Genomic DNA, 25,007 nt, shown 5'->3' with positions numbered 1-25,007 from the left:
CTGGACGGTGACGGGCGCCGCTGGTCCGGTGACAGGCGACGATGTGTTTTGACAGGCCGGCTGCCTCCGCCGGCACATCATGCCATCGCCAGCCGGCTGGATCAGCGGCAGCGACTTTCATTTTCTCTTCGTAGTGGTGCTGCACTGCGGCGGCTTTGTCAGCCGGCCGCCGGTACGAGGTCGTCACTGTCAGACTGCGAATATCCGTCTTCGTCGCGATCTTTCAGACCGGCCACCATGGCGGCGGCGAGGAGCGCAAAGGCAAGCGCCATCAGCCATACGGCGGTATAGGAGCCATAGCTGTCGAAAAACAGGCCGCCGGCCCAGGCTCCGGCCGCTGCACCCAGGGCATGCCCGGCTGACAGCAACCCCATGACCAGCCCCAGCATGCCGACGCCAAGCCGGCTTGCGACATAGGAGGCGAGAACCGGCACGGTGGAATAATCGAAGAAGCCGAACATCACGGAAAAGATCAGCAGCAGGGCATAATTGTCCGAGATATAGATCAACAGCACGAAGCTCAGCGCTCGCATGAGATAGATGATCGCGAGCAATAGCGGGCGATGCATGCGGTCGGCGAGATAGCCCGCTGTGATCATGCCAATAAGATTGACGCCGGAAAGAATTCCATAGGCTGTTGCGCTTGGAATGGGGCCGAAGCCGCAGGCCGAGGCGTAGGGCATGAGATGTGTTTCGATCACGCCGGTCGAGGTGAAGCCGCAAATGGCAAAGCTCCAGAGCAGGGCGTGAAAGACAGGATTGAGGAACAGGTTCGCGATCCGCCGCCCAAGAGAATGCGACGCCGTTGCCGTTTCTACAGCATTGCGTCGCGCGGGTGCAGGCCGTGCCGGGCGCCTGAGCAGCAGCAGGGTCACGGGGACAAGAATGAAGCAGCCGATGGCCAGCATCATGAAGGGGCGTTGCCAGTCTCCGCCTGCCATCAGGGCGGCGAGAAGCGGCATGAGTGCAAGTTGTCCCGCCGTGGAGCCGGATGTTGCGATGCCCGTTGCCAGGCCGCGATTCTCATCAAAACGCTGCGCCACCGCAGCCGAAACGACATGCTGGGCGATGCTGCCAAAGCCGATGGCGGCGATGCCGGCAAACCCCACTGGCAGAAGATAGGCGGAAACACCCGGAACCGCCATGGTCACCAGCGCCATGCCGATGCCGATCGCGCCAAGCCCGGCGGCAAGCAGACCCCGCGCGCCATAGCGGTCGGCAAGACCGCCGGCAAAGGGAGCGACTAGGGCCATGACAATCATCGCCATGGCGGCGATTGCCGAGATCGTACTGCGTGACCAGCCGAAATCCACCTGCCAGAGCGGCATGGCAAGCGAGAGGGACCCCCTCACGGAAAAGGAAAAGGCAAGCGTGGCAAAACCAAGGATAACGACAATCCACGGGTTGCCGCCGGATTGGCGGCTCTGCGCATCTGTTTGCATCCGATGTCTCCCCAAGTCGGTTGCAGGGTCGAAGCGCGACCGGCCGCATCCGTGTATTCAAAGCTGTGCGATTTTCTCCGCGAGTGCGGCAAGTGCTGCATCGTCACGTTCGAAATAGGTGAATTTGCCGACCCTCACGGCCCGGATCAGTCCAGCCTGCGTCAGGATCTTGAGATGGACCGACGCCGTTGCCGGCGTGACCCCGAGCCTGTCTGCGATAGACTGGCCACAAATGCCCTGCCGGGACGTGGCTTCGCCGCGGTCGAACCCGGTTTTTGGATCTTTCAGCCATTGAAGGATCCAAAGCCGCTTCTCGTTGGAGAGTGCGGAAATCTCTGCTGCCAGCCTATCCATGATTAAATAATTAGTTTATTTTCTAATTAAAGTCAAGCCTGTCGCGCCGGCTTCGCATTGCCGGGGGGAGGGGAACGGGCCCGGGGCTACTGAAAGCACGATGCGTAGATTCAATGGTTTAGTACGCCATGCATCCGAATGGATGCATGGCGTACTAAACGGGGTGGTGCGTGCGGCGGCGGCGGAGCCCTGAAGTGGCTGGCGCCAACGCGATATCGCCCGGGCAGACGATACTGTCTTCGAGATCCTCGCTATGTATGGATCGCCCGCCATGCCCCGTTAGCCAGGGAAAAAGGCCGCCAGTATGCGCGGGAATGGAGCTCAATAGAGATGACAGGGAGGCCGAATCCTGTTGTGTCGCCTTCAGATATTCGCGTTTTTCCGAGAGCTGCCGGGCGCCTTCGGTGACGTCCTCAGTCGTATCGTGAAGGTTATAGATGTGGGTTAGTTCCTTAAGATGGGCCTTGAGTTCTGTCTGCAGTCTGGCGATTGCATGGCTGACTTCATCGCGGGCAATCCCGTCGGAAAGCCCCAGATCCAGTCCGTTCTCGAGATCTTCGCTGGCACTTTCTGCAAGGAACGCCTTAAGGGCCACGACAACTTCTATCAGCGCCCGGGCCTCCCCCGTCCAGGAAGGCGCCAGGTGTTCCTGAAGCTTGCCAACGAGCATGTTGACGCATTCCTCCCGGACAGAGCCGCCGATCCCCAGAAAGACGACGTCAAGAGCGATATTGGCGGCGCTGGAGCCTGCGACAAGGCCTTTGATAACCTGGGGAATGGTCTTGCTGGCGATAATACGACTACCGGCACGTGCCCATTGGCGTGTTGCCTCGGAGCCATTGGCCAGACCCGCTTCGCGACCGCCATCTATCACCGCATTTAGGGTTCCGGTTGCCAGACCGACACCAAGACTGGAGAAAAAATGCTGCGAGTCACTATCCTTGGGATCAATGGATTTGGCGGCGAAAAAGGCGATGAAGGACTGGGCCATCGCCAGAAAATAGTAGATGAGCAATGATTGTTTGCTCGTCGATATGAAGCGCTCGGTTTTCGACATTTCGGGGCCGAAGGCCTTTGTCTTGATATTTTCCAGCTCAAGTCTGCGTTCGCGGGGAACATCGGTAACAAAGCTGGTGAAGCCATGAAAACCGTTAATGCAGGCATCGGCGAGATAGGCCTGCTTGTTTGATGTCGGCTCAAGCAGGAATTCACTGCCTACCGTCGAACAGTTTGTTTCGTCCGGGACACTTGCTGGTGTCGTTGGCGCGGAAGGCGGTTTTGCCATGTTGCATTCAGCAGGATCAGCGGCGGCATATGCGGCCTGAATGGCGGCGCCCAGCCCTGCATTGCCAAGAATGGCGCAGACAATCGTGGCCCAGGCCCCGCCACTGCAGGCCAATGGTCCGAAAACATCGGTCAGGAACTCCTTCATTCGTGCCTGGCAACCCGGCTTGTCCCTGGCAAAGCTGCCGTCGGCGCGCGCGAGTGAACGAACGGTTTCCTGATGCATCTTGTTATGCTTCAGGATCCCCTTTTTCATTGCTTCGAAATGCTTTTCCAGTCGCTGTATAGAAGGATGGTCTGCCGGAAGTGCTGCACGCAGCTGTGCAAGCGCGCCCTGCACACTGGCGTTTAGTGTTTCCTTGGTTGCCTGCAGCTCCTTTTCGTAGAGTTCATGCCGGGCATTGTGGAAGGTCAGAAAACGTTTGATATAGCGCGCCGTCAGTTCCGGCATCTCGGCGCTTTCGCCGTGAATGACATGATTGAGCTCCGGCCTGACGGTTACGGTGCTGCTACTGGCGGTGCGGCGGTTGTGACTGGCGTTTGCTTCAATGGAGGGTGCGCTTCGTTGCCTTGCTGTCTGATGTCGTTTCGGACGGGGAATGCGGAGCGGTTCGCCTCGTTCGAGCGCGTTGAGGTCGGGTGGCATGTGAATGCGGGTTTCAAACCGGGATCCGGGCATTGTCCTGTCCTTCTTCAGGCGATGAAACGCCAGCGGGAAGAGATATGGACGCTTCCCGCTCAGGCACGGATGCCAGGCGTTCCCTGAATATGGGGTCGTCAAAACGCGGCCAGAGCCATTGGGAACTGATGGCGTAGGTCATTGCTTTGGCAGGCGAATTTCTTCACACGAAACCAAACGACGATCAGGTCGGAATTAATATTCGATTTTTCTGAAAAACGGTTCGGAGGTCCGAAAACGCTGCTATTCAGTAATGTTATTTATTTGTAATTCGGCTGGCTTGCAGAAGCGCGCGCGAGGTACCCCCTCGCACCGCGCGCGCCTCATGCCCCCTCATTGCAGAATGCGTTGCATTATAAGTGCAAAGCTGCCGTCTTGATTTGCGCTCGCTCAAACGAAAAGGGGATGGCATCGGCCATCCCCTTTTGCTGGTTTCCCCGTCGGCCGTGTTATCTCGGTTCGGAATGCAGTCCTTTAAGGATCGCATAGCAGGCGAGCAGCAGCACGATGGTGAAGGGAAAGCCGGTTGAGACGGCCATTGCCTGCAGCGCCCCAAGGCCGCCGCCAAGCAGCAGGGCGATGGCAACCAGTCCCTCGAAGGATGCCCAGAAAACCCGTTGCGGTGTGGGCGCATCCACCTTGCCTCCGGCGGTGATGGTATCGATGACCAGGGAGCCGGAATCCGACGAGGTGACGAAGAAGACGATCACCAGCACGATGCCGATCACGGAGGTGATGGCCTGCAATGGCAGTTTCTCCAGCATGACAAAGAGCTTCAGTGCCAGTGGTGCGTCGGCAAGCGCTGCATAGGACTGATCGATGAGTTCATGGATGGCCGTATCGCCAAAGACCGTCATCCACAGGACGGAAACGATGGACGGAATGATCAGCACGCAGGTGAGGAATTCGCGCACCGTGCGGCCGCGCGAGACGCGGGCGATGAACATGCCGACAAAGGGTGACCAGGAAATCCACCAGGCCCAGTAAAATGCGGTCCAGCCATCGCGGAAATTGTCGTCGGTGCGTCCGAACGGGTTCGAAAGTGCCGGCAGGTAGCGGGCATATTCAACCAGATTGCTGAAAAATCCGCTCAGAATCAGCAAGGTCGGTCCGACGATCAGGACGAAAAGCAGCAGCAGGGCGGCAAGATACATGTTGATTTCGGACAGGCGTTTGACGCCGGCATCAAGGCCTGCAACCACTGACGTCAGGGCAATGCCGGTGATGACGACGATCAGGACGACCTTTGAGACATTGTTGATCGGAATGCCGAACAGGTGATTGAGGCCGGCATTGGCCTGTTCGGCGCCGAAGCCGAGTGAGGTGGCAAGGCCGAACAGCGTGGCGAAAACCGCCAGAATATCGATCACATGGCCGGTCCAGCCCCAGACCCGTTCGCCGAAGATCGGGTAGAAGACCGAGCGCATGGTCAGCGGCAGGCCCTTATTGTAGGAGAAGAGCGCCAGCGCCAGGGCGACAATGGCATAGATTGCCCAGGGGTGCAGGCTCCAGTGGAAGATGGTGGCGGCCATGGCAAGCTGGCGGGCCGCTTCCTCATTGCCGGGCGCGCCGCCAAGCGGAGCCCAGCTTTCCGGTGTTCCGGCATTGGCTGCGACCGATGACGTGTAGTGCGAGATCGGTTCGGAAACGCCGTAGAACATCAGGCCGATACCCATGCCGGCGGCAAACAGCATGGCGAACCAGCCGGAATAGGAATAATCGGGCGTCGCCTCGCTCCCGCCCAGTCGGATTTTTCCGTAAGGCGATACAATCAGGAACAGACATAGGACGACGAAGACATTGGCAGCCAGCAGAAAGAACCAGTCGAAGGTCGAGGTCAGCCAGTCGCGCAAGCCATTGAACAATGATCCGGCCTCGCTCTGGAAGGCCAGGGTCACCAGCACGAAGGCGACAATGGTCAGTCCCGAAATCGCAAAAACCGGATTGTGGACATCCAGGCCGAATGGACCGATTGACGTGGTGATATTGTCCTGACCGATTTCGTAATCCGTTTCGATCAGATCAGTCTCGCCTTCCGGTTCCGGAATGCCCGTGTCGCTCATATTGTCTCTCCTTCTTTTATTTGCGCCTTGCTTTCCCGCCGCCTCCCTCAAGACACTGCCAGATAGCTGTCGTCGTCCAAATGCGGATACAATCCTGCATTGATCAGCGGCCTAGCCGATAATTCGGCTCCCGATTAAGGTCTCACCAAGAAAACAGAGGCTTTTGTATGTTGAGATAGTGCACCGCCATGGGATGGCCAGAAATGGTCGGCGATATTGGGTATATGGGTCGCCATGACGACCAGATCGGCGCCAATTGTTTCGACCGCCTTGGCAAGGGCCGGGTTCAGATCGCGGGCGGGATCATGGGTAATAACGGGGTGGGAGGCCGTGGCAATGCCGCGGCGGTTACCCTCTAGATCTGCGAACTGGCGCAGCTTTTCAGCAAATTCTGCCGGATTGTGCCCAAGCGCGCCGGGCGTTGCGGCGGAAATACCGACATAGGTGACGGGGGCTCCATAGAAACCTGAAAGGTCCGCAGCAATATCCAGTGCGCGCTTGAGCCTGTCCAGATGGGCCAGATCCACCGGTGCCATGATTCTGGTAAATGTCGTCACCGCTATTCCTTTATATTTTCGGGATTGCCGTCCCGTTATTCTTCCTTTTTCAAAGACGCTGTTGTCTCGGCGCGCCGATGAGTGAATTTGAATTACCGGCTGTGCCGCATTATTGCCATAAAGGCTAACATGAGCCCCATTGCATTGCAAACGGATGCGCCCAGGCGATATTCAGGACACCAGCGGTTTGGCTTTCAGATGGTCGAGGAAGGCGCGGACGCGCCGTGGCATGCGGCGGCCATCGAGGTAGACAGCGTGGATATCAAGGCCCGGCCCGGCGCTGTCTGGCAATATGCGTATCAGACGGCCATCTTCGATCGCACGTGAAACGGCATAGTCCGGCGCGAGGGCGACCCCTTCTCCGGCCAGGCACAATTCACGCACCGAACGGGCCGAATTGACCAGAAAATGCCCGCCAACCCTGATCCTGACGGTTTCGCCCTTGTTCATCAGCGGCCATGTGCCGCCGGGTGTGCGCATATTGGTGTCACGGATGCAGCTATGGTCTGCCAGTTCTTCGATCCGCAGTGGCGTACCATGTTTTTCCAGATATTCAGGGGCTGCCACCAGAACCAGGGCAGTGTGGCCGATTTTGCGGGCAATCAGTGCTGAATTCTGCAACTGGCCGATACGGATGGCGAGATCGACGCCTTCGGCGGCAAGATCGGCATAGGCGTCGGAAAGCCTGAGATCGATGGTCAGGTCAGGGTGAAGGCTGCGGAAGGCAGCAAGGCTGTTCAGCACATGCATTTCGCCGAATGTCACCGGGGCGGAGATGCGTAGCGTGCCTGAGAGCCCCCGCCCGTCGTTCTTGATGTCATTGCGAATATCTTCCAGCGTATCGAGCCATCCCGGCAGGCGCTGATAAAGCCGCTCGCCTGCAACCGTCATGCCGAGCCGCCGGGTCGTGCGCTGCAAAAGCCGGGCACCGAACCGGTCCTCCAGCGCGGCCAGATATTTCGATGCAAGCTTGCCCGATATGCCCAGCCGTTCACCCGCACCGGCAAAGGAGCCGGTCTCAACGGCGGCGACAAAAACGCGGAACCCGTCCAGCGTGTCCATGATTTTCCTTTCAGAACAAATCGGCGAATATCAATCCATATATTCGCCCTTTTAAAGAATATCTGCAAGGTGCATCTTCTGGTCATCGAACAACGGGCCGGAACGATCCGAAAGCCCAGTGACAGGCGCTCAAGCGCCCCCAAGGAGAAGAACGATGAACATCGCGATTATCGGTACCGGTAACATCGGCTCGGGCCTGGCCCGCACTTTCGCCAAGACGCGCCACGGCGTCGTTGTTGCCGACCGCAAGGGCGGTCAGGCGCTGGCTGATACGCTGAAAGGCGAAGGCCTGACGGTTCAGGCCGCATCCATTGCCGAAGCTGTTGCCCAGGCTGATGCCATCATCTTTGCTGTGCCTTATGGCGCGGTTGCGGCGATTGCAGCAGAGGCTGATTTCGAGGGCAAGATCGTCATCGACGTGACCAACCCGATCACCGAAGACTTTTCGGCGCTTTCTGTCTCAGGCGAAAGTTCGGCTGCCGAAGAAATTGCAAAGCTTCTGCCGGCTGCCCGCGTGGTCAAGGCTTTCAACACCGTCTTTGCCGGTCTTTATGGCGGCAGCTTCACCTTTGGCGGCCACACGCTGCAGACATTTGTTGCCAGTGATGACGAGGCGGCCCGTGATGCGGTCATCTCCCTTGCCAAGGATGCTGGCTTTGATGCCCGCAATGCCGGTGGCCTGAAGAACGCCCGCTATCTTGAGCCGCTTGGCTTCATGAACATCCAGTTCGGCTACATGCTCGGTCAGGGCACGGAAATCGCCCCGCTCTGGCTCGCCCGCTAAAATCACCCTCCTCCCAAACCCTTTAATTTGCCGCCGCTTCCATGCGGCGGCCCCTTCCAGGAAAAGATCATGATCGACCTCAAAACCGCTCCCTATGCTGCGCTCCTTCTGCGTGTTCTCACCGGCCTTTTGTTCATCACCCACGGCCTGACCAAGCTCTTTGTCTTCACGCCTGCCGGCACGATGGGCTATTTCTCGTCCCTCGGCCTGCCCGGCTTTTTCGGCATCATCGTGATGATTCTCGAGCTCGTCGGTGGTATCGCCCTGATCCTTGGTGTGAAAACCCGCGAATTCTCCTTCATCCTCGGCCTTGAACTTCTGGGTGCTGCCCTGTTCGGTCATATCCAGAACGGCTTCAGCTTTGCCAATCCGAATGGCGGCGGCTGGGAATATCCGGTGATGTGGGCATTCGTTCAGTTTGCGCTTGCCCTGCTCGGTGATGGCGTTCACGCTCTGCTGCCGTCGCGCCGCCTGAAGTAAAACTGCCTTCACGGCCGCCGCAACGACATTGCGGCGGCCAAACGACAAGAAATTCCCAAGGAGAAGACCATGCTTGTTGATGGAAAATGGAGCGCCAACTGGCAGCCCGTGCAAAAGAAGGATGAAAAAGGTCGCTTTGTCCGTCAGGTCTCCTCCTTCCGCAACTGGATTACCCCCGACGGTGCGCCGGGCCCGACGGGAGAGGGCGGTTTTGAGGCCGAAGCCGGCCGCTACCGCCTCTATGTCGCGCTGATCTGCCCCTGGGCATCGCGCACACTGATCGGCCGCTCGCTGAAGGGCCTTAAGGACCTGATCCCGGTGACGGTGGTCAATCCGGTGATGACGGACGAAGGCTGGGCCTTTGGCGGCTATCCGGGTGCGGATGAAGATCCGCTGTTCGGTTCTCACCACATTCACCAGCTCTACACCCGTGCCGATCCGCATATTACCGGCCGCGCCACGGTTCCGGTCCTGTGGGACATGAAGCGCAATGTGATGGTAAACAATGAAAGCGCGGATATTCTGCGCATGTTCAACACGGCGTTTCAAAAACTCGTTCCCTCGGATATTGATCTCTACCCGGCTGATCTCGCCGAAAAGATCGATACGCTGAACCCGCGCGTCTACAACCAGCTCAATAACGGCGTCTACAAGGCAGGCTTTGCCTCAACCCAGCAGGCCTATGACGAGGCCGTTGCCGGTGTCTTCGCCATGCTGGACGAGCTGGAAGAAACGCTGGAGGGGCCCTTCCTCTTTGGTGACAGGCTGACCGAGGCCGATATCCGCCTCTTCGTCACGCTGATCCGCTTCGATGCCGCCTATCACGGCATCTTCAAGACCAACTGGAAGCGGATCGCTGACTATCCGCGCCTTTCAGCCTATATGGAAAAGATCTATCTGACGCCTGGCGTCGCCGAAACGGTGAACATGGACCATATCACCGCAGGATATTATTCGATCAAGGCGCTGAACCCCGCCGGCATCCGCCCGATCGGTCCCTCGCATATCAAGGCGCTGCTGGCCAAGGCCGCCTGAACCAGGGTTTGGGTTCGAAACAGGCAGCTAAAAAGGGCGGTGCAGAAGCGTCGCCCTCAGGCTTCTGACAAAGCCATTCATATTGCACGTTTGAGGTGGAGCAGCCCCTCCCTCCGTCGTCATCCCCGTGCTTGTCACGGGGATCCAGATTCATAAGGCATTGAATAAAAAAGTCCTTTCGCCGCGCGGACGCGCGTCGGCTGGATGCCTGTGACAAGCACAGGCATGACGTCAGAAAAAGGGGCGAAGCCTGTCAACAGTCTGGGGCAGCACAGAAGCGCCGCCCTTCTGGCGTTTCAGGGCAGGTGGAAGACCTGCAGGAGCGGGACTTCGACCGGACTGTTATCCGGGTTGGTCGCCATGATGTCTGCCATATAGTCCCACCAGCGGCGGACGATCTCGTTTTTCGGAATCTCCGTCATATGGTGATCATCCGCCCGCTTCAGCACGGCAAAGAGATGGTTGGTCTCCTCATCGAGGAAGATCGAGTAATCTGAAACGCCAGCGTCCTTCAGAACCTTTGCAAGCTCCGGCCAGATCGCATCATGGCGGCGCTTGTATTCATCCTTCTGGCCCGGATTGAGGGTCATTCTGAGTGCGATTGTTTCCATCGTCCCCCTCACACGATGCCGCCGCCGCTACCGGTCACGGCCGGTCGCGTCGCAGCCACTGCCGCGCGATAACCTGCCGAGCGGTAGGCGGCGACCGGGTCGATTGCCCCGCCAGCACGATAGCGGGCCATGGCGAGGATTGGCGATACATCGGTACGGAAGGCCTGTTTCAGCGTTTCCGATGCCATCAGCGCGTCATTCTCGGCCTGAAAGCCGGCAAGGGCTGCCCGGTCAACCAGAAGTGCGGATGCATAGGCGCGTGTCACTTCCATGGCTGAATTCATCAGGCTTTCGATCGGGTCGGTGACATTATGCGACTGGTCGAGCATATGGGCGGGGTGGAAACCGGAAAGGTCCGAGGTTTCCGCATCTACCAGTTCGTTGAAGACCAGAAACAGCCGGTAGGGTTCGATTGAACCGGCGTCGAGATCATCGTCGCCATATTTGGAATCGTTGAAATGGAAGCCGCCGAGCTTCGAAAACTGGATCAGCCGGGCGACGATCATCTCGATATTGACGTTGGGGGCATGGTGGCCGAGATCGACGAGGCAGAAGGCCTTGTCACCAAGTTCCCTGGCGATCAGGTAATTGGTACCCCAGTCCTGAACCACGGTCGAATAGAAGGCGGGCTCATACATCTTGTGTTCGGTGAACACCCGCCAGTCATCGGGAAGGGCGGCATAGATGGCTTTCATCGCCTCGAGATAGCGTTCGAAACTGCGGGAGAAATGGCTCTGGCCGGGAAAGTTGGAACCATCGCCGATCCACACCGTCAACGCCTTGGAGCCAAGCTGACGGCCAATTTCGATGCATTCGACATTATGGTCGATAGCCTGCTGGCGGGTGGCCGCCTCCACATGGCTGAGCGAGCCGAACTTGTAGGAATGCGCCTGTCCGTCCTGATCCTGAAACGTGTTGGAGTTCATCGCATCAAAGCCGAGGCCAAGCGCCTCGCCCTTCTGACGCAACGCCGAAAGGTCATCGACCTTGTCCCACGGGATATGCAGCGAGACGGTGGGCGTTGCCCGCGTCAACTGCTGGATCACCGCGCAGTCTTCGAGCTTGTCGAAAATGCCGCGCGGTTCGCCGGGGCCCGGAAAGCGGGCGAAGCGGGTGCCACCCGTGCCGACGCCCCATGAGGGTACAGCCACGCCAAAGGCGGCAACCTTTTCGGTGATCTGGTTGATATCAATGCCATGGCGCGCGAGTTTCGATCCGAGTGCAGTGAAATCCGTCTCCAGATCGCGGATACGCCGTTCGTTTTCGGCGGCGACGAGGCTGCTGTCGATCATCTGATCCATGAAGGCCTCCCCTTATCGCGTAAACGACTGGGCATTGCCCGCATCGACATTGATGATATTGCCTGTCGATTTCGCAGACATGTCGGAGGCAAGGAAATAGATCGCCTCGGCAATGTCTTCCGGGAAGACCGAGCGCTTCAGCATCGAACGGTCGCGGTAATGGGCTTCCAGCTCGTCGGTCGACATGCTGTAGGCTGCGGCGCGCTGTTCCTTCCATTCGCCGGTCCAGATCTTCGAGCCGCGCAGAACGGCATCGGGATTGACCGTGTTGACGCGGATCCCGGCAGCTGCACCTTCAAGCGCCAGGCAGCGGGCGAGATGGATTTCGGCAGCCTTTGCCGTGCAATAGGCCGATGCGCCGGGGGAGGCGGCAAGCCCGTTCTTGGATGAGACGAACACGACATTGCCGCCCGCTTTCTGGTGGCGGAACAGGCGGAATGCTTCCCGCGAGACCAGGAAATAGCCGGTCGCCAGAATGTCGATATTGCGGTTCCACAGATCGAGCGTGGTGTCTTCAATCGGCGCGGAAGAGGCAAGACCGGCATTGGATACGAGAATGTCGAGCCCGCCGAATTCGATCGATGTCTCTGAGAAACCGGCGGCGACATCGTCTTCGTCGGTGACGTTCAGATGCGCGGTCCTGACGATGTCCTTGCTGAAGGCTTTTGACAGTTCGGTACTTGCAGTCTCGAGCGCCGTGTCATCGATATCGGCGAGCATGACGCAGGCACCTTCACCGGCGAGGCGGAAGGCGGTTGCCTTGCCAATGCCGCCCGCACCGCCGGTGACAAGCGCGATCTTGCCGGCCAGCGGCTTCGGCTTCGGCATGCGCTGCAGCTTGGCTTCTTCCAGAAGCCAATATTCGATATCGAAGGCCTCCTGTTCCGGCAGACCGCAATAGGTCGATACCGACGAAGCGCCGCGCATGACATTAATGGCGTTGACGTAGAATTCTGCCGAGATGCGGGCTGTCGCCTTGTCCTTGGCAAAGGAAATCATGCCGACGCCGGGAACCAGATAGATGACGGCATTCGGGTCACGCATTGCCGGCGAGTTGTCGCGCTTGCAGCGCTCATAATAGTCGGCATAGCCTTCACGGTAGGCGGCAATCGCCGCCGGGAGACCATCAAGTACGGCCTCGATATCCGGATTTTCGGGATCGAAACCGATCACCAGCGGACGGATCTTGGTGCGCAGGAAATGGTCGGGGCAGGAGGTGCCGAGCGCTGCCAGCGCGTCAAGCCGGTTCGAAGAAACGAATTCCAGCACGGCTTCGCTGTCATCGAAATGACCGAGCTTGCCCTCCGTTTCCGAGATCATGCCGCGAATGGCAGGCATCAGTTTCTCTGCGACCTTTCGGCGTTCGTCTTCCGCCAGTACCTTGACCTTCTGACCGCCAAAGACGTCACCGGTGATCCCGGCGGCAAACCAGGCCATGGCCGTGTTGATGATCTCAAGTGTGGTTTCGTAGCTTTCCCTGGCCGTGTCGCCCCAGGTGAACAGCCCGTGGCTCTCCAGGATCACCCCGCGCGCATCCGGGTTTTCGGCGCAGAAATTCTCCAGCCAGAGGCCAAGTTCGTAGCCCGGCCGCTTCCAGGGCAGCCAGCCGATCGCACCGCCGAAGATCTTTTCGGTCAGCGCCCTGGAATCGGCCGAGGCGGCAATGGCGATGATGGCGTCAGGGTGCATGTGGTCGACATGCTTTTTCGGCACATAGGCATGAAGAGGGGTGTCAATGGAAGCGGCGCGCGGGTTCAGATTAAAGGTGCAGTGCGGCAGATAGCCGACCATTTCGTCTTCGTGCTCAAGGCCGCGATACAGTCCCTTCAGCGCGTTGAGCTTGTCCATGTAGAGGGTGGAGAAGCCGTCGAGCTTGATCGTCCCGACGTCGCCGCCCGACCCCTTGACCCACAAGACCTCGACCATCTGCCCGGTCAGTGGATCCTTTTCCATGACCTTGGCCGACGTATTGCCGCCGCCATAATTGGTGATCCGCTTGTCGGAACCGAGCAGATTGGAGCGGTAGAGCAACCGTTCCGGCTCGCTCATCGCCGCAGCCTTTTCGTCATCCCAGAGGTTTTTCAAGCTTCCAGACGGGGTTTTCTCCAGCATTTCTTTCATCCTCCCAAGGGCGCGCGATTGACGGCAATCAACGGCAGCTGTCATCAGTTGGCGGTAAAATCATCCGCTTCATGATTTTTGTCAATCAATAACAATCAAAAACGATCATTTAAATCGTTATTGCGCTGCAAAATGATTGAAGTTGATTGACAATGCGAGAATTAAATGAAGAATGTCAATATTGGAGGAGCCATGCACGAGAAAGAACGTCACCGGATCATCTTGTCGGCGGTGCAGGAAAAGCCCGTCGTCACCGTTTCCGAACTGGTCGAACTGACCGAAAGTTCGGAGGCGACGATCCGTCGCGACATTGCGGCGCTGCATGTGCAAAAGCGGTTGCGCCGGGTGCGCGGCGGCGCCGAAGCGCTCAGCCCGCCGCAATTTGTCGGCCTTGCCGGGCGGCCTTTCCGCGTCAACGAGACCATGCATCAGCGGCAGAAACAGGCGATTGCGAAAGCTGCCGTTCAGCTGTGCGCCGATGGCGACTCAGTCATCATCAATGGCGGCACGACAACATTTCAGATGGTGAATTATCTCGCCAGCCGTCGGCTGCAGGTCTTCACCAATTCATTCCCGATTGCCGAGCATCTTCTGAAACACACAAAGAACACGGTGATGGTGTCGGGCGGCACGATCTATCGCGAGCAGAATATTATCCTGAGCCCGTTCGACAATGACGTGACCCGGAATTTCTGGGCGCGGCGCATGTTCATGGGCGCGCAGGGGCTTGGCCCGCTCGGGCTGATGGAGACGGATCCGCTGCTGATCCAGGCCGAGCAGAAGCTGATCGATCAGGCTGACGAACTGGTGGTGCTGGCCGATTCATCAAAATTCGGCCGCCGCTCCAGTCTGATCCTGTGCCCGCTGAAGCGGATTGCGACAGTGATTACCGATGACCGGATCTCGGACAAGGATGCCGCCATGCTGGAAGAAGCGGGCGTTACACTGATCGTAGCAGACAGCGCCGGTGAGAAAGAGATATCGGCTGCCCGCTGAGGGTGGCCTGTTGCCCATACCGTTGCCAGGATGTCAGGCAGCGGCAATGACCGCAAGCGCGATCGCGATCGCGCGGCGGGCTGAGGAGATTTGCCGGAAGCGGTCCGCCCGGAGGAGGGGTGGCCGGTTTCATTCTGCAAAATGATGTTTCGAGGGAGGATATCATGAAACATCTGACACGCATGCTGACGGCCGGTGCAGTTCTTGTTGCCGCCATTGCCGTTCCGCTGACAGCCAGTGCGGCGGAAAAGAAGATCGCGCTTGTGGTCAAGGCGCTCGGGATCGGCTTCTTCGAAGCTGCCGCCGAAGGCGCCAAGGAGGCCGCCACCGAGATTGGTGATACGGAAATCATCTATACCGGCCCGACCGATACGACCGCCGAAGGCCAGATCGAGGTGATCAACGCGCTGATTGCCCAGAAGGTCGATGCGATTGCGATCTCCGCCAACGATACCGATGCACTGGTGCCGGCGCTGAAAAAGGCGATGCAGCGCGGCATCAAGGTCGTTTCCTGGGATTCGGGCGTTGCCCCGGAGGGTCGTGAGGTTCATCTGAACCCGTCTTCGAACCCGCTGATCGGTAACATGATCATCAAGCTCGCCGCTGATCACATGCCGGATGGCGGCGATGTCGCCGTGCTGTCGGCCTCGGCGACGGCCACGAACCAGAACATCTGGATCGAGGAAATGAACAAGGTCATGGACCAGTATCCAAACGTCCATGTGGTGACGACCGTCTATGGTGACGACCTGTTCGACAAGTCCTACCGCGAGGCGCAGGGCCTTATTCAGTCCTATCCCGATCTGAAGGCGATCATCGCGCCGACCTCGGTCGGCATCGTCGCCGCAGCGCAGGCTGTCACCGATGCCGGAAAGATCGGTGAGATCAATGTCACCGGTCTCGGCCTGCCGTCCGAAATGGCGGCCTATGTCGACAATGGCGCATCGCTCTCTTTTGCCATCTGGAACCCGATTGATCTCGGCTATGCGGCGGTGATGCTCGCCAATGATCTGATCGACGGGGCAGAAGCCAAGCCGGGTGCCGAACTTTCGATGGGCCGTCTCGGCACGCTGACGCTGGACGACGATAATGCCGGCGCCATGGCCGATCCCTTCGTCTACGACAAGTCGAATATCGACAAGTTCAAGGACATTTTCTGAGCCCGGGGGGGCGTGGTGTGCCGGGCCTTCGGGCCCGGCTCTTTTCTTCAACGGATCGCTGAGACGATCCAGGCTGATGGTTTGAAGGATATGCTGCATAAAGAGGTTCAGACACCCCGGATCGGTTCGCCGCCCGCTGCGATCACCCTTGCAGGTGTGACCAAAACCTTCCCCGGCGTCACCGCGCTTTCGGATGTCTCGCTGTCGCTCTATCCGGGTCAGGTCACGGCGCTGGTCGGCGAAAACGGGGCGGGGAAATCGACACTGGTGAAGATCCTGACCGGTATCTACCGGCCGGATGGCGGCGCGATCATGCTGGATGGTACGCCGGTTGCCTTTCAAAGCGCCGATGATGCGGCGCATCACGGCGTCACCGCGATCCATCAGGAAACGGTGCTGTTCGAGGCGCTGAGCGTTGCGGAAAACATCTTTATAGGCCACGCGCCGAAAAACCGCTTCGGCCTGATCGACTGGAAGCGGATCAACCGCGAGGCCAAGGCTATTCTCGATGGCATCGGCGCGAAGATCGACCCGACCCACAGGCTCGCCGATCTCGGTATCGCCAACCGTCATATGGTGGCGCTGGCGCGGGCGCTTTCCGTCGATGCGCGTGTCGTCATCATGGACGAGCCGACGGCCGCACTCTCCCACAAGGAGATCGAGGAGCTTTACGAGCTGACCGAACAGCTGAAGGCCGAGGGCAAGGCGATCCTGTTCATCAGCCACAAATTCGATGAGATTTTCCGCATCGCTGACCGCTACACGGTGTTTCGTGATGGCGAGATGGTCGGCGAGGGGCTGATTGCCGAAACGGATGAAAATGCGCTGGTGGAAATGATGGTCGGCCGTCCGGTTGGCCAGGTCTTCCCCAAGCAAGAGGTCGAAATCGGTCCGCCGGTGCTGACGGTTGCCGGTTATCGTCATCCGACCGAGTTCGAGGATATCAATTTCACGCTCAGACGCGGCGAGATTCTGGGCTTTTACGGTCTGGTGGGCGCGGGCCGGTCGGAATTCATGCAGGCGCTTTTCGGCGTGACGAAGCCGTCTGCCGGTGCCATCCGCATCGATGATGAGATCGCTGTGATCCGCACGCCGAACGAGGCAGTCAGGGCCGGCATCGTCTATGTTCCGGAAGAGCGCGGCGCGCAAGGCGCGATCGGCGCCATGCCGATCTTCGAAAATGTCACCCTGCCATCGCTTGCCGCCGTTTCACGGCGGGGTTTCCTGAAAATGGCGGAGGAGTTTGCACTGGCGCGCGCCTATATCGAGCGGCTCGATCTCAGGGCCGCGAGCCTGGATCAGAACGTCGGGCAGCTTTCCGGCGGCAATCAGCAGAAAGTCGTGATTGCCAAATGGCTCGCCACCAATCCCAAGGTCATCATTCTTGATGAGCCGACAAAGGGTATCGATATCGGCTCGAAATCGGCGGTTCACGCCTTTATGTCAGAGCTTGCGGCAGGCGGGCTTTCGGTGATCATGGTCTCTTCCGAAATTCCCGAGATCCTGGGCATGTCCGACCGCGTGATCGTCATGCGCGAGGGGCGGATCGCGGCGGAGTTCACGCGACAGGAAATGAGTGCGGGAAAGCTGGTTCGCGCCGCCGCCGGTATCGGGGAGGTGCATTGATGGCCACGCGTCTGCTCAAAAGCCGCGAAGCTTTGCTGGTTCTGGCGATGGTGATCCTGGCAACGCTGATCGAGCTGCGCTTTTCGGGTTTCCTGTCGGCGAAAAACATCGTTTCGATATTCAATGATACTGCGATCCTGATCATCCTGGCGCTGGGTCAGGCCGCCGTCATTCTGGCGCGCGGCATTGATCTGTCGATTGCCGCCAATCTGGCGCTTTCCGGCACGGTGGCGGCGCTGGTCAATGCCAGTTTTCCCGGTGTGCCGGTGGAATTTTTGCTGGTTCTGTCGGTGTTGGTCGGCGCATTGCTCGGCGCCATCAACGGGCTTCTGGTCTGGAAGCTCGACATTCCGCCGATCGTCGTCACGCTCGGCACCATGACGGTGTATCGCGGGATGATTTTCCTGCTGACCGATGGCGCCTGGATCAATGCCCATGAGATGAGCGATGCCTTCAAGGCCGTGCCACGCGCGGTGATTTTCGGCCTGCCGCTGCTCTCCTGGATCGCGCTTTGCGTGATTGCGGTGATGATCCTGGTGTTTTCCTTTACCCGGATCGGCCGGGCCTTCTATGCGGTCGGCGGCAATCCGAATGCGGCCGTCTATACCGGCATCTCGGTTGGTCGCACCCATTTCTTCGCCTATGTCGTCGCCGGAACGCTGGCGGGGCTTGCGGGTTATCTCTGGGTTGCGCGCTATGCGGTGGCCTATGTCGATATCGCCAATGGTTTCGAGCTTGATGTCGTTGCCGCCTGCGTTATCGGCGGCATCTCCATTGCCGGTGGCGTTGGTACGGCCATCGGCGCGGTGCTGGGCGCACTGTTTCTCGGCATTATCAAGAATGCGCTGCCGGTGATCGATATCTCACCCTTCTGGCAGATGGCGATTTCCGGAACGGTGATCATCATTGCCGTTGCGGTCAATGCGCGCGCCGCCCGGCCGAAGGGCCGTGTCATTCTGAAAAAAGCGGAGCATGCCATATGAGTGACATTCAGACGCGCTTCGTTCCCGACCGGCTGCATGGCAGATTTTTCCGGATCACACGAAGCTGGGAGGCGCTGCTGATTGCGGTGACCGTCGCGGTTTTCATCATCAACAGTTTCGCCTCGCCCTATTTCCTGGATCCGTGGAACCTGTCGGACGCGACCTATAATTTTACCGAAAAGGCGATCATCGCCTTTGCCATGGCGCTGGTGATCATCTCCGGCGAGATTGACCTCTCCGTTGCGGCTATCATCGCCCTTGCCTCCACCGCCATGGGCTATGCCCTGCAATTCGGCGCCGGTACAGGCGAGCTTGTTGCCATCGGTCTTGTTACCGGGCTGATCTGCGGTGCGTTCAACGGCTTTCTGATCACCGGGCTTGGCCTGCCCTCCATTGTCGTCACCATCGGGACGATGAGCCTTTATCGCGGCCTTGCCTATGTTGTTCTGGGCGACAAGGCCTTTACCGGCTATCCGCCGGCTTTTGCCTATTTCGGCCAGGGCTATGTGTTCTGGGTGATATCTTTTGAACTGGCGCTGTTTGCGGTGCTGGCGGTGCTGTTTGCCATCCTGCTGCACAAGACAAGCTTTGGCCGCATGGTCTATGCCGTTGGCAATAATGCGACTGCCGCGCGCTTTTCCGGCATTCGCGTCGGACGGGTGAAGTTCATCCTGTTCCTGCTGACAGGGCTGATGTCGGGCATCGCGGCTGTGTGTCTGACCTCGCGTCTCGGCTCCACCCGTCCCTCGATCGCACTCGGTTTTGAACTGGAAGTGGTGACCATGGTGGTGCTGGGTGGCGTCAGCATTCTCGGTGGTTCCGGCACGATCTTCGGTGTTGTCATCGCCGCCTTCGTGCTTGGTCTCGTCACCTTCGGCTTCGGTCTGATGAATGTGCCGGGCATCGTCATGTCGATCTTTGTCGGCCTGTTGCTGATCGGCGTGATTGCCATCCCGATCCTGTGGCGGCGGGCAGGCCGGCGTCTGAAAAGGAAGCCTGCATGACGCCCGCCCGTCCCGTTCGCAACGTTGCGGTGATCGATATCGGCAAGACCAATGCCAAGGTGATCATCTATGATCTTGAGGCCCGGGCGGAGACCGGCAGCCGCGCCCGGGCCAATGCCGTGATCCGCCGCGCACCCTATCCGCATCATGATGTCGACGGGCTCTGGGCTTTCATTCTCAACAGCCTGGAACAGCTGAATGGCGAATGCGGTATCGACGCCATTTCGATCACCACCCATGGCGCGACTGTTGCGCTCGTCGATAGCGAGGGCGGACTGGCGCTTCCGGTGCTTGACTATGAACATGACGGACCGGACGAGATGAAGGACCGCTATAACGCGATCCGTCCACCCTTCTCTGTCACCGGTTCGCCGCGGCTGGTGGCCGGGCTGAATATCGGTGCGCAGCTGTTCTGGCAGCGGGCAAGTTTCCCGACCGCTTTCGCCCGGACCGAACATGTCATCACCTATCCGCAATATTGGGGTTTTCGCCTGACCGGCGTGGTTGCGAGCGAAGTGACAAGCTGGGGCTGTCACACCGATCTCTGGGCACCGCAGCGCGGCACATTCTCGCCATTGGTGGCAGCCCTCGGCCTGACGGGCAGAATGGCCCCGCTGAAGGCTGCGGGGGATATTCTGGGGCCGGTCGGAGGCGAAATCGCCGCACAGACCGGGCTGTCGCCCGATTGTCCGGTCTATTGCGGTCTTCACGATTCCAATGCGTCCCTGCTGCCGCATCTGAAAAGTCTTGCTGCGCCCTTTTCCGTTGTTTCGACCGGCACCTGGGTGATTGCCATGGCGGTTGGTTCCGCCGTGCCGCCCCTTGATGAGACTCGCGATACGCTGATCAATGTCAACGCGCTTGGCGATCCCGTACCGTCAGCGCGTTTCATGGGCGGGCGGGTTTTCGAGGTCGCGGCGCCGAAAGGTGCGGTGATCGAACCGGCTGATCGCAGGGACGCACTTGAGCAGGACATTATGCTGTTGCCTTCGGTTATCGGCGATACCGGTCCCTATCAGGGCCGTATCGGGGGCTGGACTGTGCCGGAAGAAGATATGACGCCCGGTGTCAGACTGCTGACGCTTTCCTGGTATCTGGCGCTGATGACGGCGGAATGCCTGGCACTGACCGGCGCCGAAGGCCCGGTTATCGTTGAAGGTCCCTTTGCGGAAAATCGCGATTATCTCGAAATGCTCGCTGCCGCCACGGGCCGGCCGGTTGAGAAAAGCAGGGGCAGCGGCACCAGCGTCGGTGCGGCCGGTCTCGTCAGTAAGGTCGCCCAGTCTGCCCGTTTCGAAGATGATCCACTCACCGAGCTTGCGCCAGCGCTTTATACCTATGCGGCTGAGTGGAAAAGACGCGTCAATGACGGCGAAATCGGCTTCAGCCCGGTCGAATACCGTCTGCCGCGCTGGTAATTTAAAAGCTGCAACATCGCCATCTATTCCCTGTCTTTTCTGTGCGTTCGGTAATCCGGCTTGCACGGCGCCTTCACGCCTGCCCTCAGCCGATGGCCATCTCATCCTGACGTGAAATGTTTCCAAATATTAATGAGAAAAAGTATAGATATAGATATATGCGCTTTTTGCTTAACAATAGTTTTGAATAGTTTTCGGTATAGAGCGAGACATATATTCGATCAATATCTTGGGAGGCAAATGGCTCTCCTGGGTACGGGCGTGCTTTGCCTATGAACTGCCGTCGTCCTTTTCGCTCTCCCTCAAACGAAAGGAACCGAAAATGCCATTAGCAATTAAAACGTTGAATGACGCAGGAATAGCGAAGTGTATTGCTGATCGTGAGAAGCAGAATGGCGGTTGCCCGAATGATTTCTCCTTGACCAGAAACAAGGCGCATAACCTCTCCGAATGGGACAAGCTGCGTGCCAATAGCCGGTACACGGCGCTTGCCGCAGCCAAAAAAGATCCCGCAGGCAACAGACATTTCAAGGAATATGACAATATCAATATTGTTCATATGATCCGCCATAGTCCCGAGGAGGGCAGCGCGGTGTATCATAAGAACTTCCAAAAGCTGATCAGCAGCTGGGATGCCGTCAGTTGCTCTTTGCTTGATCCGCACAAGAAAACCAAGGAGAATCCGGGAACGCTTGCCGAGGTCGGGTTCTCATTGTCTGTTCCAGCCCAGAATATCCTGGGCGCCCACCACGCAGATGTCTGGTTTGCGAACCATGCTGGCGCGCAGCCGCAGCAGAAATATGTGGATTCTCACGGCAAGTCCAGGGAGCCCGCAAAAATTCGCGCGAAACGGGCGGGGCTTCTGGCAAAAGCAACGCTCAATGACATTTCCCTCAAGGGTCCAGTGGAGAAACAAAATAAAGGCGTGACGACGCTGACCGATGTTGCCTCGCCGAAACAGGTCCTCGAGAAAACGATGAGATATAACGAGTTGATCGCGATAGGACGACCCGATGTAAACGTCTATAAGGGTATGGGGGTCAGTCGCCCCATTAAAGTCAATGCTATCGTTATCAACCCGAACGAGTGGCAGCGAGACAGGATATATCGCGGATTTGCTGGCCAATCAAAAGAGGATAGGAAGCAACGCTTCGGGACTGAGGAGTGGAACAAGGATATTGCAACCAGGGTTTATCTTTCGGATTGCTGGCTCACGGCGGAGAAGCTGCGGTCTGTGAACCCGGACCTGTCTATCCTGATGGTCAAGAAAGGTCTGGGTGGAAGTCACTGGGACTTTAGAATGGCGTCATCTGCCCGAGAAGGTGATGGCTTTCTCGAAGATCAGTCGAAGCTTGCTGCCGAACGGCAGGCGGGTTTGGAGGCGCAAAACAGGGCGGATATTGCACGGCAATATAACCAGGTTGCGGAGAATGCTTATCGTCCGCCGAGCAGTCATAAGAAGAACGTGCCGAACCATGTGAAACTGGAAACCGCAGTTTAGTCCGCTTTTCTTTTTTGGAGAAAGGCGCCCTAACGGGTCTCAGCCTGATACAGTACGAATTCCTGCTGGCCTTCGATTGTCTTAGGCGCTTCGAGATTGGCCTCGTAGATGGGATCGATCACATAGCGCTTCAGCACGAACCGCCCCCTGTCGATGGTCCATTCGCCAGAATCCCAGGCGTCGCCCAGACCACGCCATTTCGAAAAGCTCGTGATCGTATTGGTCTCGGGGTCGAAGCGCGGGTTGATCAGCAGCATTTCGCTGGCAAGGCCGGTTACGACGGGGTCTTGGAGAAGCGTCGTGTCCGTGTCGTCGGCATAATCGAGAACGAAATCGGGGGTGGCGAAGCTGACGATCGCCATCGGCAAGAAATCGTCTTCGGGAGCGAAGACATAGGCGTAGCCAAGATTATAGGCGCCGAGTGAGCAGGGGATCTCGAATAATGTGCCATGCCGTTTAACGGGCGTGCCGTCATATTCCGTTTCCGGCCAGGTCACGGCGTAGGTTTCATTGGCAATGCCGTCGAGCCGGTCGGCAAGGGTGGCGTCGCAGTCTTCCGGCAGGGCGGCCATGACCATGGCGCGCGCCTGATCAAGATCTGCCTCGGCGGCCAGGGCCGGGCTAGCCGCAACCAGCAGCATCGCCGCGGCGTAAAATTCAGCGCGCATGATTTTGTCTCCCTGACCGTTTTTTCGACAGGATAGGCAGCGTGATGCAAGTGGGCAAGCGGCAGTTTGCTATTGCGCGCGGGTCCAGATCTGGCTTCGGCAAAGCGCACCGCCGAGAATGCAGCCGGAGAGTTTCAGTCCGCCATCGCCCGTCAAGGATATCTTTCCGGTATAGGTCTTGCCGTTCTCGTAGTCGTAGAGCTTGCCCTTCCAGCCTTCACCGTCCGGCTGCATGGCGTAGATCATCTGGGATCCGACAAGATCACGATCTCTGGCACCGGCCTTCGGGTTTTTCGCGTCCTTGCCCGGCATTGCGAGCCAGACAATCGTGCCGCAAAGCGCGGCCTCGCAGGGCGCAATCGTCACCTTTGTCTTGCCGCTCTGGGTGAGCCACGTGCCTTCCGGCGAAGCGGCCAGTGCCGGGGCCGCCATACAGGCGACGACAAGCGCCGCGATGAGTGTCCGTCTGCTATTCCGTTTCATTCCATCCTCCCGATTGGCTTGAAACCGGCCCGCATTGGGTTGCGGACCGGGCAGGTCATCTATCTGGCCAGATTGCAGCTTTCGCCCGGCTTTTAGCCGCCGAAGCGATAGCGCAGGCCAATCGAGACGATGTTCACATCCGATGTGACGCTGCCGGTGAAGGGCAGGCCCGTCACATAATGCGGATTGCCGCTGGTGATCGAGATGTCACCATTGCCGACCGGAAAGATGTGCTCATAGGCCATGTCGAGTGCCAGGCTGTTGTTGATCTGATAGGTGCCGCCAAGCGCTGCATGGATACGGTCGCTATCGGGAAGCCTGAGGTCGCGATTGGTGGTGGTGATTGGCGACCATTCATAACCGAGCCCGCCGCGAATGGTGAACTGATCGGTCCACTGATATTCAGCACCGAGCGCCACGTAATAGCCGTCCTGATATTCGAAGGCGAGCTCGGTCAGCTTCATGCCATTGGTCATGCCGGTATTGCCATAGACCGGAATGGTGCCGAACCGGCTCCAGTTGGTCCATTCGAACCCGGCATTCACGGTCAGCTTGTCCGTGACTTTCTGCTTCAGCCCGACGGTGATCTGGTCCGGCGTGTGCAAGGTTGCATCAATGCCATACGTCCCGGCGGGAAGCGGCGTCTTGGCGGCGCCAAGCGCCAGATCGCCGGAAAGGCCGAGATTGACAGAAGAGCGGTAGCCGACGCCGATCTCGGTGCTGTCGCTGGGCTTCAAGGTAAAGCCGAGCGTATAGCCGATGCCCCAGTCATCACCCTCAAGCGAGGCTGTTGCTGCATCTGGATAGGGGCTCATCGCCTGGGTCAGCCGGGTTTTGAAATAAAGCGCTTCAATCCCTGCGCCGAGCGACAGCCAGTCATTGACCTTGATGGCGATGGTCGGGTTGATGTCATAGCTGCGCACTTCCGAGGTGCGGGCATAGATCTGCCCGGCATAGTTGAACGGGTTCTTGGTCGTCAGCCCGAAAGGTGAGTTGAGTGCCAGGCCGAGCCAGACCCGGTCATTCAGCTGATAGCTGACATAGCCGGTGGGCAGAACGGCATCAATGGCAATGTCGCCGGTCGAGCCGGTGCCACCAAGCCCGAGCAGCGTCGGGCTGGTTCCCTTTTCCGGGGTGATGTCGGCATAGGGCAGAATTGCAGTCAGGTCGAGCTGGAATTGCAGCCCGTCAAGATCCGTCATGGTTGCCGGGTTCCAGTACATGGAACCGACAAAGGCACTTCCTGCGGCAGCGCCGGCAAAAGCCTGTCCCTGGCCGGCAGCACCCTGCTCACGCAAGGCAAAGGCGCCGGCAAAAGCCGTTCCTGCCATCATTGCAGTTAGTAAAGCTGAGAATGCGAGGGACGTCGCCCCCCGCGCCAAAATCTGCATCGCT

Annotated in this window: 22 protein-coding genes; 10 read left to right on the top strand and 12 right to left on the bottom strand. The window is 58.6% G+C overall.

Features of this window, described 5'->3' with window-relative positions:
* Window positions 1-158: 158 nt before the first annotated feature.
* The 6 genes from FJU08_RS15220 to FJU08_RS15195 all read right to left on the bottom strand — a co-directional run bounded on the left by FJU08_RS15220 (window position 159) and on the right by FJU08_RS15195 (window position 7,441).
* The gene (locus tag FJU08_RS15220; RefSeq protein WP_141149871.1) at window positions 159-1,442 is read right to left on the bottom strand and encodes an MFS transporter; all 1,284 of its coding nucleotides are present in this window, start codon (window positions 1,440-1,442) and stop codon (window positions 159-161) included.
* A gap of 57 nt (window positions 1,443-1,499) precedes the next feature.
* A complete protein-coding gene (locus tag FJU08_RS15215; RefSeq protein WP_141149870.1) occupies window positions 1,500-1,796 on the bottom strand; it encodes an ArsR/SmtB family transcription factor in 297 nt (98 codons plus the stop codon).
* Window positions 1,797-1,950: 154 nt separating this feature from the next.
* Window positions 1,951-3,759: a hypothetical protein gene (locus FJU08_RS15210; RefSeq protein WP_141149869.1), complete on the bottom strand. Its 1,809-nt coding sequence runs from the start codon at window positions 3,757-3,759 to the stop codon at window positions 1,951-1,953.
* A gap of 449 nt (window positions 3,760-4,208) precedes the next feature.
* A complete protein-coding gene (locus tag FJU08_RS15205) occupies window positions 4,209-5,822 on the bottom strand; it encodes a BCCT family transporter (protein WP_141149868.1) in 1,614 nt (537 codons plus the stop codon).
* Window positions 5,823-5,956: 134 nt separating this feature from the next.
* On the bottom strand, window positions 5,957-6,379 hold the full coding sequence (locus FJU08_RS15200; RefSeq protein ID WP_235890741.1) for a universal stress protein: 423 nt from the start codon (window positions 6,377-6,379) through the stop codon (window positions 5,957-5,959).
* 171 nt (window positions 6,380-6,550) lie between these two features.
* Entirely contained in the window at window positions 6,551-7,441 is an 891-nt protein-coding gene (locus tag FJU08_RS15195) for a LysR family transcriptional regulator (protein ID WP_141149867.1), read from the bottom strand.
* 154 nt (window positions 7,442-7,595) lie between these two features.
* Here FJU08_RS15195 and FJU08_RS15190 point away from each other — a divergent pair, with 154 nt between their 5' ends.
* The 3 genes from FJU08_RS15190 to FJU08_RS15180 all read left to right on the top strand — a co-directional run bounded on the left by FJU08_RS15190 (window position 7,596) and on the right by FJU08_RS15180 (window position 9,740).
* Entirely contained in the window at window positions 7,596-8,225 is a 630-nt protein-coding gene (locus FJU08_RS15190; protein ID WP_141149866.1) for an NADPH-dependent F420 reductase, read from the top strand.
* A gap of 69 nt (window positions 8,226-8,294) precedes the next feature.
* Complete coding sequence (locus FJU08_RS15185; protein ID WP_141149865.1) at window positions 8,295-8,705, top strand: DoxX family protein; 411 nt, start codon at window positions 8,295-8,297, stop codon at window positions 8,703-8,705.
* 69 nt (window positions 8,706-8,774) lie between these two features.
* Window positions 8,775-9,740, top strand: coding sequence for a glutathione S-transferase family protein (locus FJU08_RS15180; RefSeq protein WP_141149864.1), 966 nt, complete (start codon window positions 8,775-8,777; stop codon window positions 9,738-9,740).
* A gap of 296 nt (window positions 9,741-10,036) precedes the next feature.
* Here FJU08_RS15180 and rhaM read toward each other — a convergent pair whose 3' ends face one another.
* From rhaM to FJU08_RS15165, 3 genes are read right to left on the bottom strand one after another with little or no spacing between them, the layout of a single operon-like run.
* On the bottom strand, window positions 10,037-10,351 hold the full coding sequence (gene rhaM / locus FJU08_RS15175; RefSeq protein ID WP_141149863.1) for an L-rhamnose mutarotase: 315 nt from the start codon (window positions 10,349-10,351) through the stop codon (window positions 10,037-10,039).
* An 8-nt stretch (window positions 10,352-10,359) separates the two neighbouring features.
* Window positions 10,360-11,652, bottom strand: coding sequence for an L-rhamnose catabolism isomerase (gene rhaI / locus FJU08_RS15170; RefSeq protein ID WP_141149862.1), 1,293 nt, complete (start codon window positions 11,650-11,652; stop codon window positions 10,360-10,362).
* Between the two features lie 12 nt (window positions 11,653-11,664).
* Entirely contained in the window at window positions 11,665-13,764 is a 2,100-nt protein-coding gene (locus FJU08_RS15165; RefSeq protein ID WP_141149861.1) for a bifunctional rhamnulose-1-phosphate aldolase/short-chain dehydrogenase, read from the bottom strand.
* A gap of 201 nt (window positions 13,765-13,965) precedes the next feature.
* Between FJU08_RS15165 and FJU08_RS15160 the strand changes: the two genes are divergently transcribed.
* The 7 genes from FJU08_RS15160 (at window position 13,966) to FJU08_RS15130 (ending at window position 22,461) form a co-directional block, all read left to right on the top strand.
* A complete protein-coding gene (locus FJU08_RS15160; protein WP_141149860.1) occupies window positions 13,966-14,769 on the top strand; it encodes a DeoR/GlpR family DNA-binding transcription regulator in 804 nt (267 codons plus the stop codon).
* 164 nt (window positions 14,770-14,933) lie between these two features.
* On the top strand, window positions 14,934-15,929 hold the full coding sequence (gene rhaS, locus FJU08_RS15155) for a rhamnose ABC transporter substrate-binding protein (protein ID WP_141149859.1): 996 nt from the start codon (window positions 14,934-14,936) through the stop codon (window positions 15,927-15,929).
* A gap of 90 nt (window positions 15,930-16,019) precedes the next feature.
* A complete protein-coding gene (locus tag FJU08_RS15150; protein WP_141149858.1) occupies window positions 16,020-17,555 on the top strand; it encodes a sugar ABC transporter ATP-binding protein in 1,536 nt (511 codons plus the stop codon).
* Window positions 17,555-18,538, top strand: coding sequence for an ABC transporter permease (locus tag FJU08_RS15145; protein WP_141149857.1), 984 nt, complete (start codon window positions 17,555-17,557; stop codon window positions 18,536-18,538). The genes FJU08_RS15150 and FJU08_RS15145 overlap by 1 nt, the downstream gene beginning before the upstream one ends.
* Window positions 18,535-19,542 carry an ABC transporter permease gene (locus FJU08_RS15140; protein WP_141149856.1) on the top strand — a complete coding sequence of 336 codons (1,008 nt, stop codon included), beginning with the start codon at window positions 18,535-18,537 and terminating at the stop codon, window positions 19,540-19,542. The genes FJU08_RS15145 and FJU08_RS15140 overlap by 4 nt, the downstream gene beginning before the upstream one ends.
* A complete protein-coding gene (locus tag FJU08_RS15135) occupies window positions 19,539-20,960 on the top strand; it encodes an FGGY-family carbohydrate kinase (protein ID WP_141149855.1) in 1,422 nt (473 codons plus the stop codon). Before FJU08_RS15140 ends, FJU08_RS15135 begins: the two co-directional genes overlap by 4 nt.
* A gap of 322 nt (window positions 20,961-21,282) precedes the next feature.
* Window positions 21,283-22,461, top strand: a complete 1,179-nt coding sequence (locus FJU08_RS15130; protein WP_141149854.1) for a hypothetical protein — start codon at window positions 21,283-21,285, stop codon at window positions 22,459-22,461.
* A 29-nt stretch (window positions 22,462-22,490) separates the two neighbouring features.
* On the opposite strand, the gene FJU08_RS15125 is transcribed toward FJU08_RS15130, so the two are convergent.
* The 3 genes from FJU08_RS15125 to FJU08_RS15115 all read right to left on the bottom strand — a co-directional run bounded on the left by FJU08_RS15125 (window position 22,491) and on the right by FJU08_RS15115 (window position 24,943).
* Window positions 22,491-23,129, bottom strand: coding sequence for a DUF1176 domain-containing protein (locus FJU08_RS15125; RefSeq protein WP_141149853.1), 639 nt, complete (start codon window positions 23,127-23,129; stop codon window positions 22,491-22,493).
* Between the two features lie 69 nt (window positions 23,130-23,198).
* Window positions 23,199-23,612 (bottom strand): DUF2147 domain-containing protein, encoded by a 414-nt coding sequence (locus FJU08_RS15120; RefSeq protein ID WP_141149852.1) that lies wholly within the window; start codon window positions 23,610-23,612, stop codon window positions 23,199-23,201.
* 92 nt (window positions 23,613-23,704) lie between these two features.
* A complete protein-coding gene (locus FJU08_RS15115; RefSeq protein WP_141149940.1) occupies window positions 23,705-24,943 on the bottom strand; it encodes an OmpP1/FadL family transporter in 1,239 nt (412 codons plus the stop codon).
* Window positions 24,944-25,007 lie beyond the last annotated feature (64 nt).

Origin of the sequence: Martelella alba, from assembly GCF_006516955.1 — a bacterium.
In the GTDB taxonomy this organism is placed as follows: domain Bacteria; phylum Pseudomonadota; class Alphaproteobacteria; order Rhizobiales; family Rhizobiaceae; genus Martelella; species Martelella alba.
Note: the sequence above shows the minus strand (reverse complement) of the source record. Positions and strands in the feature narration are given on the sequence as shown.